At 36.5% G+C, this 16944-nt stretch carries 14 protein-coding genes; 2 read left to right on the top strand and 12 right to left on the bottom strand.

The features are described 5' to 3' along the window. Positions 1-25: 25 nt before the first annotated feature. Positions 26-2464: a translocation and assembly module lipoprotein TamL gene (gene tamL, locus IEX65_RS19730; protein WP_188768584.1), complete on the bottom strand. Its 2439-nt coding sequence runs from the start codon at positions 2462-2464 to the stop codon at positions 26-28. Then, a complete protein-coding gene (locus IEX65_RS19725; RefSeq protein ID WP_188768574.1) occupies positions 2461-7386 on the bottom strand; it encodes a translocation/assembly module TamB domain-containing protein in 4926 nt (1641 codons plus the stop codon). Before IEX65_RS19725 ends, tamL begins: the two co-directional genes overlap by 4 nt. A gap of 187 nt (positions 7387-7573) precedes the next feature. Between IEX65_RS19725 and coaBC the strand changes: the two genes are divergently transcribed. Continuing rightward, on the top strand, positions 7574-8770 hold the full coding sequence (gene coaBC, locus IEX65_RS19720; protein ID WP_188768571.1) for a bifunctional phosphopantothenoylcysteine decarboxylase/phosphopantothenate--cysteine ligase CoaBC: 1197 nt from the start codon (positions 7574-7576) through the stop codon (positions 8768-8770). Positions 8771-8883: 113 nt separating this feature from the next. Next, on the top strand, positions 8884-9786 hold the full coding sequence (gene porD / locus IEX65_RS19715; RefSeq protein ID WP_188768562.1) for a type IX secretion system protein PorD: 903 nt from the start codon (positions 8884-8886) through the stop codon (positions 9784-9786). A 50-nt stretch (positions 9787-9836) separates the two neighbouring features. Here porD and IEX65_RS19710 read toward each other — a convergent pair whose 3' ends face one another. From IEX65_RS19710 to IEX65_RS19665, 10 genes are all read right to left on the bottom strand, one after another. After that, on the bottom strand, positions 9837-10673 hold the full coding sequence (locus IEX65_RS19710; protein ID WP_188768560.1) for a DUF2306 domain-containing protein: 837 nt from the start codon (positions 10671-10673) through the stop codon (positions 9837-9839). Positions 10674-10827: 154 nt separating this feature from the next. Further along, on the bottom strand, positions 10828-11349 hold the full coding sequence (locus IEX65_RS19705; protein WP_188768557.1) for a hypothetical protein: 522 nt from the start codon (positions 11347-11349) through the stop codon (positions 10828-10830). A 23-nt stretch (positions 11350-11372) separates the two neighbouring features. Next, positions 11373-12152, bottom strand: coding sequence for a DUF3108 domain-containing protein (locus IEX65_RS19700; RefSeq protein WP_188768555.1), 780 nt, complete (start codon positions 12150-12152; stop codon positions 11373-11375). A 111-nt stretch (positions 12153-12263) separates the two neighbouring features. Further along, positions 12264-12902 carry a hypothetical protein gene (locus IEX65_RS19695; protein WP_188768553.1) on the bottom strand — a complete coding sequence of 213 codons (639 nt, stop codon included), beginning with the start codon at positions 12900-12902 and terminating at the stop codon, positions 12264-12266. A gap of 77 nt (positions 12903-12979) precedes the next feature. Then, entirely contained in the window at positions 12980-13351 is a 372-nt protein-coding gene (locus IEX65_RS19690) for a VOC family protein (RefSeq protein ID WP_188768551.1), read from the bottom strand. Between the two features lie 57 nt (positions 13352-13408). Further along, on the bottom strand, positions 13409-13972 hold the full coding sequence (locus tag IEX65_RS19685) for a Crp/Fnr family transcriptional regulator (protein ID WP_188768549.1): 564 nt from the start codon (positions 13970-13972) through the stop codon (positions 13409-13411). Between the two features lie 10 nt (positions 13973-13982). Next, positions 13983-14564, bottom strand: coding sequence for a Crp/Fnr family transcriptional regulator (locus tag IEX65_RS19680; protein ID WP_188768547.1), 582 nt, complete (start codon positions 14562-14564; stop codon positions 13983-13985). 121 nt (positions 14565-14685) lie between these two features. Further along, on the bottom strand, positions 14686-15090 hold the full coding sequence (locus IEX65_RS19675) for a hypothetical protein (protein WP_188768545.1): 405 nt from the start codon (positions 15088-15090) through the stop codon (positions 14686-14688). A gap of 279 nt (positions 15091-15369) precedes the next feature. After that, positions 15370-15804, bottom strand: coding sequence for a hypothetical protein (locus tag IEX65_RS19670; RefSeq protein ID WP_188768543.1), 435 nt, complete (start codon positions 15802-15804; stop codon positions 15370-15372). A 93-nt stretch (positions 15805-15897) separates the two neighbouring features. Further along, positions 15898-16851 carry an aldo/keto reductase gene (locus IEX65_RS19665; protein WP_188768541.1) on the bottom strand — a complete coding sequence of 318 codons (954 nt, stop codon included), beginning with the start codon at positions 16849-16851 and terminating at the stop codon, positions 15898-15900. Positions 16852-16944 lie beyond the last annotated feature (93 nt).

The raw sequence follows: 16944 nt of genomic DNA, 5'->3' as shown, positions 1-16944 counted from the left end.
TGGAGTCTTCCTTTTTTGGTTTATGTCAGAATGGATAATCGACGGCAATGTTTAGAATCAGATTTTGTTTTCTCCATGCTTTATCAAATGGTTTGATGTCTTGAATCACCCAACGCTCGCCTTCGGGCAACCACGGCTTACAGAATGGTGTCGCTAAGTCGAGGCGAAGTTTGACATACGTGAAGTCAAGACGTAACCCTAAGCCTCCACCAACGGCCAGTTGTTTGTAGAAATTTTTACCAAAAACACTACTTTCTGGATAACCCGAAGATTCATTATATTTTGCCAACCATATATTTCCTGCATCAATAAAGGCGGCTAAATTTATAATCTGACTAACTTTTATGCGTAGCTCTGAATTTAATTCGAGTTTTACGTCTCCGTATGCTGTTGTGAAAATAGCAGTGCTATCTCCCAAAATATTATAGTTGCCAGGGCCAATAGACCTTGCTCTAAACGCTCTGATACTATTGCTACCACCTACAAAATATTGCTTTACCTGAGTTGGCAAGTTTTTAGAGTTTCCATACGGTAAACCATAGCCCAATATGGCTCTATTGGCCAGCCTAATGCTCGGTGAAAGGTCTAAGTAATAACGAGTTTCGACATCAAAACGGGTGTATTGCTCAAAGACAGTATTGGCAATACGTTTTGAATCATCTGACTGTTTTTTTGTAAATAAACCTGCTATATTTCCAGCAATATCAACTCCTGCATTGAGATAAAAATAATGCTTGCTTTTGGGTGTTTGTACGGGGGTATAAACAATATTGTATTGCCCCCCTAAAATCAAACGTGTGATTAGAATTTGGTCGTAACGAAGCAAATCTTGTACATTTCCTGCACCTGCACTTCTAAATATCTTTTCTGTAAATTCCTCACTAATATTCTGTGGTTTAATCAGATTGATGGAAAGCGGTGTGAAATTATGCTCTACGGAGGCGTTTTTTCTTAAAGTATAACTAAGCGAACTTCGTAGCGAGGTAATTGTATATTGATTATAACGATAAGTGCTACTATCGGGATTTATACCAACGCCTTTTTGCACCAAACGAACATACCCTAAATTGATATTGGTTTTGGGCAAGGCCTGATTTCGGCCTGCTCTTACACTATAAAATGGTAGCAGGAATCTCGGAAAAGTCAAATCCGCATCAGCGGCCAAACGATAATAGCTATTTAGCGTATTATTGAGATTTTTACTTGCTAACTGAAAGTCGAAACCAGTATTGATACCTATTTTTAAGATTTCAGCTCCCTTAAAAATGTTTCTATTGAGCCAGTTGACACCCAATTGTGTACCAGCAAGGTTATTGGAACGAGTCAGAAAATTCGCTTCTGCTTGTAATGATTTATTTTTGAGTGAAGTAAGGTCATAAACCACATTGATGAGTGCAGAATCAGAGCGATTCACCATCTCAAATCGGTTTTTTACAAACTTAAAATTTCGTAAATTGATTAATCTTGAAAGTGAGGCATCGTGCGTTTGGCTATTATAGAGCCGTCCACTACGAAAACCAATGGCATCATTAAATACTCTGTTATTATATGCCCGTTTTGGGTCGAAAACTTTAAGCCCACGCCTGATTTGCACGCCAGTGTTGGTGGTGCTATCGGGGGTATCAATATAAACCAAAACATCTTTGATTGTATATTGCTTGAGTGAGGTTTGGGTGATGTTAGGTTTGAGTTCCAGATACAAGTTTACTTGTCGAGCATTTTGGTTTGAGTCAGCTTTGATGATTAGAAAATCAGGTCGGAAATAATAATAACCGTTGAGTTTTAAGGCTTTATCAATTCGGTCACGCTCAAGTTTGATATTATCAAATCGGTATGGTTCGCCTACTTTTAGTAGTGAATTATCTTTGGTTTGAATGAGACTTTTGCTGAATGCTGAAGTATCCTTTTTTATAAATTCTACCTTTCCAATCGAATATCGTGGTTTCACATTCGCTACATAAATAGCTTCGGCTTTTTTGCCTTTTACAACTAATTCGCCCGTGGCAGTTGAGCGGAAATACCCTTCGTTGTTTAGATAATTACTGATGATTTCAGTATTAATATTTACGGCTCTTTTGCTTGCCAGAACTGGTACTTCACCGAAACGTTTTCTGAACCAAGCTCGTGGACTTTTTTCTTTTTTAGGCTTACCAACTACGTAATAGAACCAAACTTTATACGGAAACCCAAAAATCATACTGTTTGGTATTGGCCGAATGATGGTTTTTAGTTGTTCGTCGAGGGCTTTCTTTTGGCTTTTATTTAAGCTTGAATCAATATTGGTCTTGATTTTTGCACCTGTATAAAGGCTTTCACCCGATTGAATGTATTTGTTTACGGAGCAAGAACTAAGTACGAAGAAACCTAAGAGACAAGAAATAAAGTAGATGACATAGCCTTTTAGCTTCTTTCCGAAAAAAGAAAAAATATCAGTTTGAGTATGTAAAAGGTAGGCTTTTCTCATTTTTTCTTTTCAAATAACTCTTTAAAATACGCATAGTCGAGGGTGAGTGTAAATGCAACTCCAGTTTCGACTACAAAGCCATCGAGAATAGCTTGATACTGGTTTTTGCGGTAAGCACTAAACAAGTATCGTCCGTCTTTGCTGAGGCTATAATTAAGCGAAATATTATCTACGATTTCATTTGAGCTTGCTGCCGAACCCGTTGTGTTTTCGAGTTGGAAGTTGCGGCCAACCGCAATTTTTAGGCGGTCATTGAGAAATGCCTTACTTAAACCCACATTCAAATCAGTGCGGGCTTTATTTCCAGCATCGGTACTCATTGCGGTTGAGTTAAGGTTAAAATCAAGTTTGATACCTTTAATTAAATCGCCAGCCAGTAGGTTGAGTTGGTCAGTGAGCAATTTACTCACACTTTGTCGAGCAATGGCTTCTGGATTTATACCCGAAAAGAAATCACTCGATTGTTCGCCCAAGAATTTATTCAAAACCAATAAGGCAAAAACCTGCTTGTTCATTTCTACTGGGTTTTGCTCAAGTGTTTTTAAGTATCCATCTTTCTCGATTTCGCTGCTTACATCAGACGGTGCATTGTCGGCAACGACAACTTTAAAATCAATGACTGGACTCGATAAGTTTCCACTCATTTTGAGTTGTACTTCAAGCGGAACTTTGGTTTTATTGGTGTTTTTATCAGAAGCAACTGCTCTTGGTACTTCAGCTTCAATATTATAAACCGCCGTAATATCCACTTGGGCTTGCATTGGGTCGCCCGTCCAGAGTAGATTGCTGCCTTTTTTAATGGCAAATTCCTTCTTCAGAAATTGGAATGACAAATCATAACTACCAGAGGTAAGTTCGTATAAACCGAGTACATAAGGCTGCCCGCTGGGTGTAATACCAGTATTGAGTTGGGCATTTCCTTTTACCTTGATGTTGTCGCCGTTTAGCTCATCAACAATAATTGTTAATTGAGATTTATCATCGACTTCGATATTAAGAGAAACTTCTTCAGCAAAATCAAATGTAGGGGCAATGTCGTTTGAATCAACTTTGGCAACATTGGCTGCTGATGGATTTTTAAGATTTACAAATTCAACAATGCCATCGGTTTCGGCTTTATCAATTTCTCGGTCGGGGAGAAGAACCGTAATATCACTGCCGTCTTTTACTTTTACGCTACCCTCAATGGCTGGTTTTGTACCAACTCCTTGAATGTTTAGGTTAGCATCAACAAAGCCTTTTCCGTAAAAGAAATCATTGTCTTTGCGGTTGCCATTTAACACCATGAAGTTCTTGGTGTCGATGTTGAGTTTATAGTTGAAGTTTGGAATATTTTGCAGTGAAAGATTGCCATTGACAGTCATATTCTGACCAAGCGAATCGGCAATAATAAACTTATTGAATGAAATGACACTGTTTTTAAATATCATTGACTGATTTTGAATACGATATACCGCACCCAATTGTGCCAAACTAAACGAAACTGTATCGAATTTGATAGTTCCATCCAGTACAGGTTTGCTTGGTTCGCCTTTCAGATTGAGTAGGCCCGTTAGGTTTCCTCGGGCATTTTTCAACTGCCCAAAACTAAATGCTTCTACGGTTTTTGCTCCAATCTTATTGATATTAATCTTGAAATCAAGTGGTTTCTTTTCTTTCAAAAGATACTTTCCATTGATATTAACATCATTATTATTACCCAAAATTGTTGCTAAAACATTGATTCGGTCGGATGTTTCGTTGGCAGCATTTACTTGCAAATTCCCGATAGGGATTTGGGTGAAAACAAAGTTTTTGATGGCCAAATCTCCTGTAAACTCAGGGGCATTCATGTAGTCGGTGAGTGTGAAAAGACCGTTGAGTGTACCACCCGCAAGCGTAGAGTCTTGCGTAGCGAGCGTAACAAATGGTTTGATATTGAGACTATCAATTTGAATGTTGAGCGGTGAATTGGGAGTAGTACTTTGGCTATTAATTGTCAATCGCTGTTTGTCTTGTCGAAGTTGTAGGTTATTGATATAAATTCCTGCTGGGCTGTACTCAAGATAGCCTGTTGAATCTGCCGTCCATGCTTTATAATCAATCAAAGTGCCTTTTTCGTCGAGGTGTAAGCGAAGTTTTTTATCAATCGAACGCAGGTTTGCCGCTAAACCATAACGATTGGCATTGAGAGAATCTTTGGCAATGAGATTTAGCCCCAAAACATTATTTTCAACATCTCCACCTATAAAAATACGACGGAAGCGGTAATCACTATAAAAGATTTGAGCGACATTACCTTCGTATTTTGCATGATTATTTGCTCCAAAAATCTTGAATCGGGCATTATCAATGCTTGAAGTATCGTATTCGATTTTGGGTATAAACAAGTTTGCTTGAAGTGTTGTATCTCGCTGATTATTGATTTGTGCATCGAAATTTACTGTATCTAATTTGCTGATTCCCGAAACAAAACTTTTGATAATTGGGTGGTTATTTAGTTTTGCTGAAATGCTCAAATCATAAGGTGCTGTAATGGGTTTATAAGCAATATCGGGCAAAGCAAAATACTTATTTACTTCGGTTAATAGTATATCGCTTAGTTGGGTATAGATAAATTGGCCATTAATCTGAGCATTTAGAAATGGCGATTTTAGCGTAATATCTCGTCGATTGTTGGTATTACGAATATCCAAATCAATGCCATCTAAAGGGATAGTTTTTCCGTCTTTTTTGATTACGGCATTGTTAATTAATATTTTTCCGAGTGGATTATCAGGGTTTGTCGAAACCATATTCATTTCAATATCGCCTTTCAGACTCAGACTACCCGTATAAAGTTTGAGTTTATTGAGGTCGAGTTCGTCGATATTTACTTTTGCTTCAATGGCTGGATATTCGTCTGCTAAATTGATTTTGGTACTTAGCACTACTTTCGCATTTTCGTCATTGACTGAGGCATTGAAGTTAGCTATTTGGTCTTTAACTGAGCCTTTCAGAAGTAAGTTATTATACTCATAACCATTGACTACGGCCTTCTGAGCCACACCATCAACGGTAGTATTCATCGTTTTTGGGTCGAAATCTGTTCCTTTGACTGTGGCATTTAGCGTAAGTTTACCAACTTTTTCGGGTTGTTTAGTCAACTTCCCTAAATCAAAATCTTGTAGGTTTATTTGCCCATCATACATTTGATTTTTATCGGCGGTAATATTTTTAAGCGTACCTTTGAAAGCCGCTCCTCCCAAATCAGAATCAAGCGAAGCATCAAGCACCAAGTTTTGTAAACCACCTTTTATTTTACCTTTTACATCAATAAATTGTGGTAGTTCGATACTTTTAGGAATTGCACTATCGCCCGCCATTCGCAGAATATCTGCTTTGGTCATGCTAAGTTGCCCTAATTCCATATCGACAACCATTTTATCGGTATTGGGCAAACCTACGATTTTACCTTTTACTTGAAGATGAGCTTCACCAAAGCCATCAACCGTTAGTTTTGAAACTACAAGGTTGTTTACTCGCCCGCTGATTATTCCATCAGCTTTGATTATCTCGTTGGTTTTACCTTTAAAAGTAGGGTTTTCGGCTAATGTAGGCACTAAAATTAGTAAGTCTTTTACGGCCAGTTGACTCTTTTTTAGATTTAGTTTGATACCAACATTACCTAAGTTTTCATTAAAATCTTCGACCGAATTGTATTGCATCGCCAATTCATCTTGCAATAAAGTATTCGGTGTTTTGATGATGAGCTTTTTGAGATTGAGAGCTTTGTTGGTGTAACTGAAGTTCGAACTAATATTCTGAATATTTAAACCGCTTTTTTCTTGAAAAGTGGTATTTTTCAAGATACCCGAAATCTGATTTTGAGCAAAAACAAATTTATCGAGTTTAAATCCTAACTTTTCGATACCAATATGTGCTGGGTCGAATCCCTTTGCTTGCTTGGTGTTGTTATTGTCGTCGTAGCGGAGATTCGTGTTTTTTACAATTACTTCACCCAAATTTAACTTCCAAGTTTTGTTTTCGGAAGTGTCTTTTTTTATTACTGGTGAGCTTTGTTGAGCTTTTTTTGCAAACTCTACAAATGCTGTGGCATTGTTGAGTAGTACTTTTGGTAATTTGATTTCTTGGTTTTCTAAGTAAACCTTTTCACCTTCGGCTTGAACCGTGTCGATTTGACCACCACTCCTGATACCATCTTCGCTGCTATCAAATAGCCAACTTATATTTGTAAAGTTGAGTTTTTTGAAATTAAAATCGAGGGTATCTGTGCTTGTTGTAGGAGCTTGGGTAATGTTTACAGTTTTTTCTAAAGGTTTATAAAGATTCAGAATAACTGAGCCTTTATTTCCGTTAATAGATGCAAGATGATATTGCGATTTGTTGAGGTTAAATTTATCAAACTTTGTTTCTAAAAAAGCAAAATTTGCATCGGCATCAGTTCCCAAAACGGCATCTTTGTAGGTGATATGGACATTCTGGAGTTTTACGCCTTTCATTCCCACATCAAATGGTTTGGAAGTAGTATCAGCCGATGGCCCCGAATCAAAAGCTTTTAGAATAAAATTGAAGTTAAAAGTAGTATCGGGTAGTGTTCGATTAATTTTCAAACGAATATCTTGAAGCTCGATTTGATTAATATCGGCACGGTTTTGTAGCAATGCCAGCATATCAATGTCAAGATAAAGGCGTTTTCCTGATACCAATGTGTCTTTCGTTAGGTCTTCGATATAAACATTTTCGAGCGAAACCCAGTCAGGAAAATCAAACCTTACTTTTCCGATTTCAACCTTAGTGTGTAGTTTTTTTCTTAAGTACGAAACTATTTCTTTTGTCAGAAAATCTTGCCCAGTAGGAGATTGTAGATACATCAAAATACCTCCTATTAGTAAAGAAATTCCAACAAACAGCCAACCTATTATGTGGAGAAGTCGTTTCATCAAACAAATTTAGCCAAAAACTACGTACTTTTAACGAACAAAGCGAATACTTCGCATTTAGATTTTGATTTTTATTATGAATTATCTCAATTTTGTGAGACATTATTTAACACTAAAAAACTGTGCCAGCACTAAAATAAGCAAGTAAACCTATTAATTGAATCATTCACCGAAACTGAAATATACATTGAGCTTAAAAAATAAAAAAATATTGTTGGGAGTATCGGGCAGTATTGCGGCTTATAAGTCTGCATTGTTAGTACGATTGTTGGTAAAAGAAGGAGCAGAAGTAAAAGTCGTAATGACCGAATCGGCTAAGGACTTTATTACACCTCTTACTCTTTCGACGCTTTCCAGAAATCCTGTTTTGTCAAGTTTTACGAAAGGAGATTCGGGAGAATGGAACAATCACGTTGAGCTTGGTCTATGGGCAGATGCTATGATAATTGCACCAGCATCGGCCAATACGCTCGCTAAATGTGCCAACGGAATTTGTGATAACTTATTGGTTGCCACGTATTTATCGGCTAAATGCTCGGTGTTTTTTGCTCCTGCAATGGACTTAGATATGTACAAGCATCCAAGCACGATTGAGAATTTACGAAAACTGACCTCGTATGGCAATCAGATAATTAATGCTGAATTTGGTGAATTGGCAAGTGGATTGGTAGGTGAAGGGCGTTTGGCCGAACCCGAACAAATAGTGCATGAGTTGAACCGTTTTTTCTCGAAGATACCTGCTTTTCAGGGCAAGAAAGTATTGATTACGGCAGGGCCAACCCAAGAGCCAATCGACCCCGTGAGGTTTATTAGTAATCATTCATCTGGCAAAATGGGTTTTGCTATTGCCGAGGCCTTTGAGATGGCAGGGGCCGAGGTCACGCTCGTAAGTGGGCCAGTTTCGATTGCATCACCAAAGGGAGTGAAGCTTGAAAAAGTACAATCGGCACAACAAATGTTTGAAACAACCGCCAAATATTTTGCCGATAGCGATATTGTGGTATTATCGGCTGCCGTTGCTGATTATACACCTCTACATGTAGCCGACAAAAAGATTAAGAAAAAGGAAGATGTGTTTAATATTGAATTAACCAAAACTACCGACATTGCGGCTACTTTGGGGCAACAGAAAAAAACTGGTCAGATAATTGTAGGTTTTGCACTTGAAACAGATAATGAGTTTGAAAATGCAAAGGGAAAACTCGAACGCAAAAATTTTGATTTCGTAGTTTTGAATTCTTTACAAGATAGTGGGGCTGGTTTTCGTTATGATACAAACAAAATCAAAATAATTGACCGAGAAGGACAAGTGTATGATTTTGACCTTAAAACAAAAAAAGAAGTTGCTCAAGATATTTTGGCAACTGTCATGAATAAATTGTAGGATTTTTATTTAGGCGAATAACATCAAAAAAAACGTCTGCATGGTTCAAAACCATGCAGACGTTAGCTAATTTAAAGATAGTGTTTTGACAAACACAAAAACATTCATTGAAAATGAAAAAACTTGTATTATTAGTATTACTAACTGGCTCATTTGTGAGTAATGCTCAGGAAATAAACTGTAACGTAACGATTGTTTCTGACCAGTTGCAATCTCAGCAGGCATCGGAAAAGCAGGTGTTTGTTGATATGAAAACTGCTATAAGCGATTTTATGAACGGCAAACGCTGGACAAGCGATATTTACAGCCAAGAAGAACGCATCAAATGCAATTTGATTATTACGTTTACGAAATCTCCGCAGCAAAATGTCTATCAAGGAAATGCACAATTTCAAGTCATTCGCCCAGTCTATAATACTACTTACGAGACGATTGTGTTGAGTTATGTTGACCGAAATTTCAATATTTCGTTCACACCAGAAGACCGACAAATGAATTTCAACGAGCAAACTTTTACCAATAACTTAACGTCAATTTTGGGCTTCTATTCCTTAATTGCCCTTACGGTTGATTATGATTCGTTTGGGAAATTAGGTGGAAATCCGTATCTGACGAGAGCGTATAACATTGCCAACTTAGCCTCAAGTGCTGGGCAAGGTGGTTGGGAACAATCAGGCGACCAACGTAATCGTTATTGGTTAGTAGAAAACCTACAAAATCAACAACTCTTGGCCTTCCGTGAGGGAATGTATAATTATCACCGAATTGCTCTTGATAATTTTACGATTGACCCAGTAGGCGGACGCAAGCAAGTAATGGATTTACTGACCTCGATAAAAGCAATGCAGCAATTAAAGACAAACTCAGTATTGCTTACGAGCTTTATGAATGCCAAAAACCAAGAAATGGTCAATATCTTTTCAGAGGCTACCAAAGATGAAAAGCAAAAAGCATTCACTTTATTATCAGCCGTTGACCCTTCAAAAACCGAACTTTATAGAAAGTTAGTCAAGTGATATTTTGAATGAATGCTCTTATTATCAATAATTTAATCGAGGGTTTTGTTTTAGATTCTTGGTAGCCACATTCCCATTGTTGCTCCAAAAATCCCGACTGCCATAATAATTGTAAATAAGAAAATAATGCTTGCGGTAAGGTTAGAAAAGGTTTGTCGTTTCATTTTTTGAGCATAGAAATACATTTCAAGTAAAATCAAAGAGATAGGAACTGCATAAGCGAAAGTAGATAATACCCACAAGAATGGCCCTGTAAAAGTTTCTGGGTCAAACCCAACCGCAGATTGATTGATAACCAACCAAGCCATTAGACCAACTCTGAAAAACCAAACCCCATTGGCTACCATAAAAAGGCGAAGTGCAGACATTCGGTGTTGCTTTATTAGCCGTTTTTGAGCAAATCTGATTGTTTGAATGGCAAAAAATATAATATAAATGACTTGAATACTGTTGGTTATGTGCATAAAAGTATCACCAACCGTGCCACGTGTCCAGACCATAATGAACCCCGCCGAACTAACTACAATGGCTGTGATAACATAAATTCTACCCAACCAACGATGAAAATTCGGTAGCCGCTCACGAATCTGCGGAATAAATTGTAAGGGGCCACCGATTATCATAATTGCGGCTAAAATTACATGAATGCCGACCATCAAATTTCCTTTCCAGTCGCCCGCAACATAGCCTTTTGGAAGTACAGTATTCCATTTTTCAAAGTTGCCTTTGAAAGTTGAGACATGATAAACCGAAACTACATAAAAGCCAAAAATCCATTGTCCAATGGTGGCAATGATGAACCAAAATTTTGCTGATAAATTCAATAGTTTTGGATTGTAACTAACCTGTTCGGTAGTTTTTTCGAGAGGTAGAGTGTCTTTTTGCATAAAGAATAGCGTTTTGTTTTTCAAAACTAATGAGCTATTCTTTATGCGTAATTAGACAAATGTCCTATTAGGATGAGTGGCGATTTTTTGATGTAAAAGTTACAAAAAATTACGTAAATTCTTTTGGTTATTTTCCAATACTTCAATTAACATCTCAATTTGGTTTACTGTTTACTTTTAAAAGTTTATTAACTATATGCGACCCTCCGGCATATATGGGATGAGGAATTTTATCTGATGAGGTAACACTCAATCCCGTCAGAATTAATGTGTCTCCACTAAACGAACACTTGAATTTTGCCAGTCCATTGACAAACATCGGGTTCATAGCGAGTAGTGCTTTTGTGGTCAAGATTGAGTCTTTAAGTTCAAAAGTACCAGTATTGATAATTGATTGGTTGAATCGGTTTAACTTCACACTATCAGCTATTTGCCAACTATGGATAGTGGAAACATGACTTGTCCAACAAAAACTGTAATGATTATCTGAAAAGATGGCGACACTTTCTTTTGGGTAGGTGGAAGTATATCTCCCATTAGGTTTTACGGTCTGTACTTCAATAAAAGTCCAAACACCATCAATTGAAAGCTTTTTCTTTGATTTGAAACCTAATAAGGTGGTCGAAATAATGAATACAATAAGAGTACTCGAAAGAATAAAAAACTTTGATTTCATCCTGCAAAATGTTTTTGGTTATCTTAAATATCTGTTTCCGACACTATCATTCTAAGTTTTATTCGATAAAAATTATTGACTTTATCTTCTTCTTTAATAAATTCTCTTGTTTTCTTAGCAATCCAATATCTTTGATACCCATTCATACCTTTCGGAAGAGCATACTCCATTACCCAACAATCAATTTTTTCGTCACCCAAACCTTTTAATGTTTCACTTTTGATGATGGTATAAATTTCGTTGGTTGGAGTTTTTATACCTGGGTCATGAAATCTGATTTTAAAAACCGCATTCTCTTTAAAAGGTAAAAGCGGAAAAATGACCATATCGCAGTGCCAATTCAAGAAATTGCCACTTTCGGTAGCGATATTGAAATCTTTCATAAATTTCTCTTTTTGGGTATCGTTAAACTTACCTTCTAAGTTTGCTGTTCGCTTTTCAAAATCTAAGCTTATTTTTTGTCCTGTTCGCTTCCACCAATAATCATGCTGAATCGTACTTAAATCGTTCGCTCTTAATAAACTAAATGCTCTATGTTCGGTAGTGTCGGCTGCTTCCCAAACTTGGTTAATTGCAATAGCCTCACGCCCATTATGATTTTGTTTAGATACATTTACTTTCACTAAAGTATTACGTTGAGCTGGCTTGTTTTCGCCATTTTTTGAATAAATGATATAAGTAGAGTTACCAAAATGTATATCATTGATTTTAAGATTTTTTGAGTTTACTTCGATGGTATCTTGTTGAGCAAAAATATCAAACGCAGATGGTAAAAGAAGAATTGTTAAAAGTAATAGTTTCATAATTGTTGAAAATGTTTCAGAAATGATTAAACGATTAGCTAAAAATATGCTGAGTTTTATCAAAATAATAAGACATTTTATGAGCGGGCTTTTTTTGATTTTAATGATATTTCAGAAGCTTCTTTTTGAAGTCATAAAAATGCCCGCAAGTACTATCCAACTGACAATTCCGAAAATGTAAATTCTGAATCCCCAAACGCTGATAAAGTTATATTCTAACAAAAATCCAAGAAGTACGAATGCCAAAAGAATAAAACCGTAAAAGCCAATCCAACGAGGCAGCTTTGAGGTTTGAATAATGATTACTGACCAAATAAACATAGCAATCGAATACCCCCAGATAAAAATATAATCCATTGCTTTGTTGAATTTAGAACCGTAACTGATAATTAGCTTTACATTTTCGAGATTTTGCCCAGATTCGGTCGAAAACTTTGAAGCATACATCGGTAATATCAATCCATTGATTGAAGCGGCCATCATTGCAGCAAACAATGCAAATACAATAAAAGCAAAGCCCAAATAGGAGAGTCGGTTATTGGTTGTTAAGTTTTCGGATAAACCATAAAAGCCAAAAGCAACGAATGGTACGCTAAAAACAGCAATCGAATGACTGATAATTAGCACATTTGAAATGCTGACGATATGCTCTAAGTCTCCGCCAGCTGGGTGCAAAACCATCGTCAGAATCATTAATACTGAGCCAATAACTAAACAATAGCCTGCAAATTTTGTGAATGTTGTTTTCATTGAGTATGTATTTTTTGTGATGCCACAAAAATAGATGCTCATCTTCAAGCCTACACTTGATTGTAATCAAGAAAGACTTACCCTTTGTTAAAAAATTCACCAAAATGCCATAATATGCCTGATGGGTCGTGCAGAAAACATTCTTTTCCCCACGGTAACACTTTGACTGGCGTTAGCCTTACACCCTCATACTTTTGGGGTAAATTTAGACTTAAAAGTTCGTTGTAATAGCGGTCTGTATCATCTACTTCCAAAAAAATCATTGAATTGTCAATCCAATCTTTAACATAGGCATCTTGTAAATAAAAGCCGATACTTTCGGTTTTGAAATAAGAAAAATTATGACCTAAAACGACTTCTTGAAATCCTAAGTCACGATAAAAACTGCGGGAAATTTCAAAGTTTTTGGCTCCAATAAATGGCCTGATAGAAATAGCTTTATGTTCCATTGATATATTTTTTTCCTAAAAGTACGGCGTTACTTTCACTTAAGCACTTGATTGTAATCAAGAAAGCCCTTTGGTGATTTTTTCTCGAACCCTACTCAAGGTTTCGGGCGTTATTTTTAGATAAGAAGCAATGATTTTCAATGGAAAAGCCTGTACAATCTCTCTACGATTTTCGAGTAGATATTGGTATTTCTGCAAAGGGCTAAGAGAATTATCAAAAAATTGAATTCTTGAATGGGCTGGCTCTAAAATACTTCCCAGTTGCAGAAAAGCAGGCGAGTTGGCAATCAAATTATGGATAGAGTGAATGTCTAACTTAAAAATAACGCTTTCTGAAAATGCTTCGATGATGGTTTCAGAAGGCTCTTGCCTGACAAAACTTTGTTTATTCAGAAGCCATTCATTTTCAATGTATAAATCAATAATATTCTGTTCGATTTCATCTTTAAAATTGTATTCTAAAAACGCTCCTTTTGAAATAAAATATACTGTTTGACAGATTTGACCTTGTTTGAGGAGAATCTCTCCTTTCTGAACCACTCGCTTGGACAGACTTTTTTCAAAAAGCTGAATGTCTTTGTCAGAGAAATAACCAATTTTTTCTAAAATTTCAGTCGCCATTTTTGTGTTTTTACCTATTTTCTTTTCGTAACCTACTCAAATGTCTTTGTGTAATGCCTAAAAATGAAGCAATATAACCCAAAGGCACATGACGAATGATATTAGGGTTTTCTTTCATAAATTTATTATAACGCTCTTCGGCTGTTAAGTTGGCCATATCAAAAGCCCGTTGTTTGTTGATTTCCAAGCGTTTATTTAAAATCTGAACGGTATAATCTTTTTGTGTGATACCTTGACTGGCTGCAATATCGACATCATCTCGACTGATTTGTAGAAGTTCACAGTCAGTAATAGTATGTACGGTTTCGTTTGAAACCGTACGATTCATAAAATTAAAATATGAAGTAAAAAACCTTGAGCCGTCGTTTAGGTCATTAGTGATTTCGTTGCCATCTTTATCAAGATAGAAGTTCCGCATAAACCCCGAAACTATAAATGTATGATTCTGATGCACAGTACCCGCCTTTTCAATTATAGTATCTTTTGGCACAAAAACAGGCTTAAATAATTGCCTACAAAGCTCTTTGTCCGACTCTGGCATTATCAGAATTTCGGATACATAATCGAAGAGTTTTTCGTAATAATGATTCATTTTTGTAATTTTCTTGAAAAATGAACCGCAAATGAGCATAATATTTACCTTTTTTACAAAGAATTTATATGAATGGTAAATTTCATGAAATAAACTAAAGGTCGGCTATGTTAGGATTATATTACTTCAGAATGTATGCCTTATTTGTCAATGAGATAAATCCTGAGCTTAAAGCGGTTCCAGTTCCCGAACTTACTTCTGTACCGCCAACGTAGGTCTTCAAAGTAGCGGTTTGGCCTGCTAAACCAGGTGTAGAACCCTGTGCTGTTGCTACCACAGTTTGGATAGATTCTTTTGCGGTAAACTCAAGTTTCCACGGGAGCTTTTTTACCTCAATCAATTCGAAATTATCATTATTTGTGGTGGCTACTACGAGTAATTCTCCTGAATAATTACCAGTAATTTCATACTTAATAGCTCTACTACCACTACTGTTTGGCGATGAGTCAACGTCATCTTTTGAACACGCTTGAAGAACAAATACGAGTGCGGTTAACGCAAGAATAGATTTTAATTGCTTTTTCATGGGTTTTAATTAATGTAGATTTATGTGAAAAATTTAAAGCACAAAACAAGTTTTTTATAGAGTGAGTGTCGCTTTATCTTGTAAGATGAAACGAATTTCTATATGGAACATAGTTGAAAAATAGCTGTTTATAGACAGTTTTGTGTGTCTATTCACTACTTCTGTGCAAAGTTGAGACTTTAAAAATAAAAATTAGTTAACCTTAGTTAATTAATGAGTAGTATCGAAAAAAAGCTCTAAATACTGAAATTTAGAGCTTTGGTAAATATATTTTTGTGTTTAGTAAACCAAAACAGGTTTGCCGTTTTCGCATGAAACATTCTTTGGAGAAGGACTTATCATACAGTCAGATATGATACCGTGCTTTGTATTATACTTTTTGGTTTGTGCGGTATAATGCTCAACTTTTTTCAAAAAACACGCAACATCAATCTGCGAGCTATAAGCAATATAGCCACTCGGCCCACCACAGGCTTTTGCACCAATGGGTGTAAAAAGCCATTGTCCTGCATTATCACAAGTTTTAGAGTTGCTCAAACTCTCAATTTCCTTGAAAAGCTGTGTTAAGACCGCATTATCTTCGTCTTTTGATGTTTTGTCGCCTATCACGCTGGTAGGTGTGCAGTCAGTGTTGACGCTTTCGGAAGTACAACTCATAGTCGAGCCAATCAGAAAAGTAGCCAACAAAAAGATTTTAATACCTTGCTTTTTCATGATTCAATAAAATTTTGATATTTCTGATAAGATACCATTTTCTTAGAAAAGGTTGGATAGACATCATCATTTTACCGTAATCATGTAATGCTTTTATTCATCCCAAAGGTTAGCTATCGTATAATCGCTGCCCTCTAAGCACCAAAAATCTCCTTTAATATATCTATAATGTTGGTCTAAAGCACTCATGGCTTCCAGTTGTATTGCTGAGAGGTCAATATCGGCTGCGGCCAAATTATCAGCTAAGCGTTGTGGATTTACTGATTTCGGAATTACAGAAGTACCTCGGCAAATTGCCCATGCAAGCATTACTTGTGCTGGAGAGCAGCCGATTTCGGAGGCAATACTTAGAATTGTCTGATTCTCAAAAAGTTTTGGTTCACCAACTGAAATCCTACTGGCTGGTCTATCTGCCGAACCGAGCGGACAATAGCCTGTGAGAATAATCTTATTTTCGTTGGCAAATTTTAGGATGGCTTTTTGTTGTAGAAATGGGTGAAGTTCAAGTTGTAAAACTTCTGGACAAACGCCTGTATCTGCTTTTATTTGCTCGATTTTTTTGATACTAAAATTAGAAACACCAATATGCTTAGTCAAGCCTTTGGCTTGTAAATCAATCATTCCTGCCCAAGTTTCAGTCAGCGAAACTTCATTGAGGCTTACTAAGTGTTCGCCACTTTGTGGGTAATCAATATCATTGCGGAGTACGATTGGCCAGTGAATTAGATAAAGGTCGAGGTATTCAAGTTGTAAATCACGCAAGGTGATTTCAATCGCTCCTTGAATATCTTCCTTTCTATGACGGTTATTCCAAAGCTTTGAAGTTATCCAAAGTTCTTCTCTGCTTACTTCTCCGTTTTTGATAGCATCGGCAATGGCTTGTCCAATTTCAGCTTCATTGCCGTAAATAAAGGCACAGTCAAAGTGGCGATAGCCAATGACAATAGCTTCTCTTACTGCTTTATACACTTCACCTTTGGCCGATTTCCAAGTACCCAAGCCCAAAGCAGGCATTTTATCGCCATTACTAAAACTGAAATATTTCATAAATCTTGGTTTGTTGTAAGAATTAAAAATATAAAGTACACAAAGCATTTACCTTGTGTACTTCATATTTAAACTATGGTTTATAAGAAATGT

The organism is Emticicia aquatilis (genome assembly GCF_014644295.1).
In the GTDB taxonomy this organism is placed as follows: Bacteria; Bacteroidota; Bacteroidia; order Cytophagales; family Spirosomataceae; genus Emticicia; species Emticicia aquatilis.
This window is presented reverse-complemented; position numbering and strand designations above follow the sequence as displayed.

Bases quoted from the DNA above. Each gene is read 5' to 3' on its own strand.
- tamL (WP_188768584.1), bottom strand. From the start codon at position 2,464: ATGAGAAAAGCCTACCTTTTACATACTCAAACTGATATTTTTTCTTTT.
- IEX65_RS19725 (WP_188768574.1), bottom strand. From the start codon at position 7,386: ATGAAACGACTTCTCCACATAATAGGTTGGCTGTTTGTTGGAATTTCT.
- porD (WP_188768562.1), top strand. From the start codon at position 8,884: ATGAAAAAACTTGTATTATTAGTATTACTAACTGGCTCATTTGTGAGT.
- IEX65_RS19710 (WP_188768560.1), bottom strand. From the start codon at position 10,673: ATGCAAAAAGACACTCTACCTCTCGAAAAAACTACCGAACAGGTTAGT.
- IEX65_RS19705 (WP_188768557.1), bottom strand. From the start codon at position 11,349: ATGAAATCAAAGTTTTTTATTCTTTCGAGTACTCTTATTGTATTCATT.
- IEX65_RS19700 (WP_188768555.1), bottom strand. From the start codon at position 12,152: ATGAAACTATTACTTTTAACAATTCTTCTTTTACCATCTGCGTTTGAT.
- IEX65_RS19695 (WP_188768553.1), bottom strand. From the start codon at position 12,902: ATGAAAACAACATTCACAAAATTTGCAGGCTATTGTTTAGTTATTGGC.
- IEX65_RS19690 (WP_188768551.1), bottom strand. From the start codon at position 13,351: ATGGAACATAAAGCTATTTCTATCAGGCCATTTATTGGAGCCAAAAAC.
- IEX65_RS19685 (WP_188768549.1), bottom strand. From the start codon at position 13,972: ATGGCGACTGAAATTTTAGAAAAAATTGGTTATTTCTCTGACAAAGAC.
- IEX65_RS19680 (WP_188768547.1), bottom strand. From the start codon at position 14,564: ATGAATCATTATTACGAAAAACTCTTCGATTATGTATCCGAAATTCTG.
- IEX65_RS19675 (WP_188768545.1), bottom strand. From the start codon at position 15,090: ATGAAAAAGCAATTAAAATCTATTCTTGCGTTAACCGCACTCGTATTT.
- IEX65_RS19670 (WP_188768543.1), bottom strand. From the start codon at position 15,804: ATGAAAAAGCAAGGTATTAAAATCTTTTTGTTGGCTACTTTTCTGATT.
- IEX65_RS19665 (WP_188768541.1), bottom strand. From the start codon at position 16,851: ATGAAATATTTCAGTTTTAGTAATGGCGATAAAATGCCTGCTTTGGGC.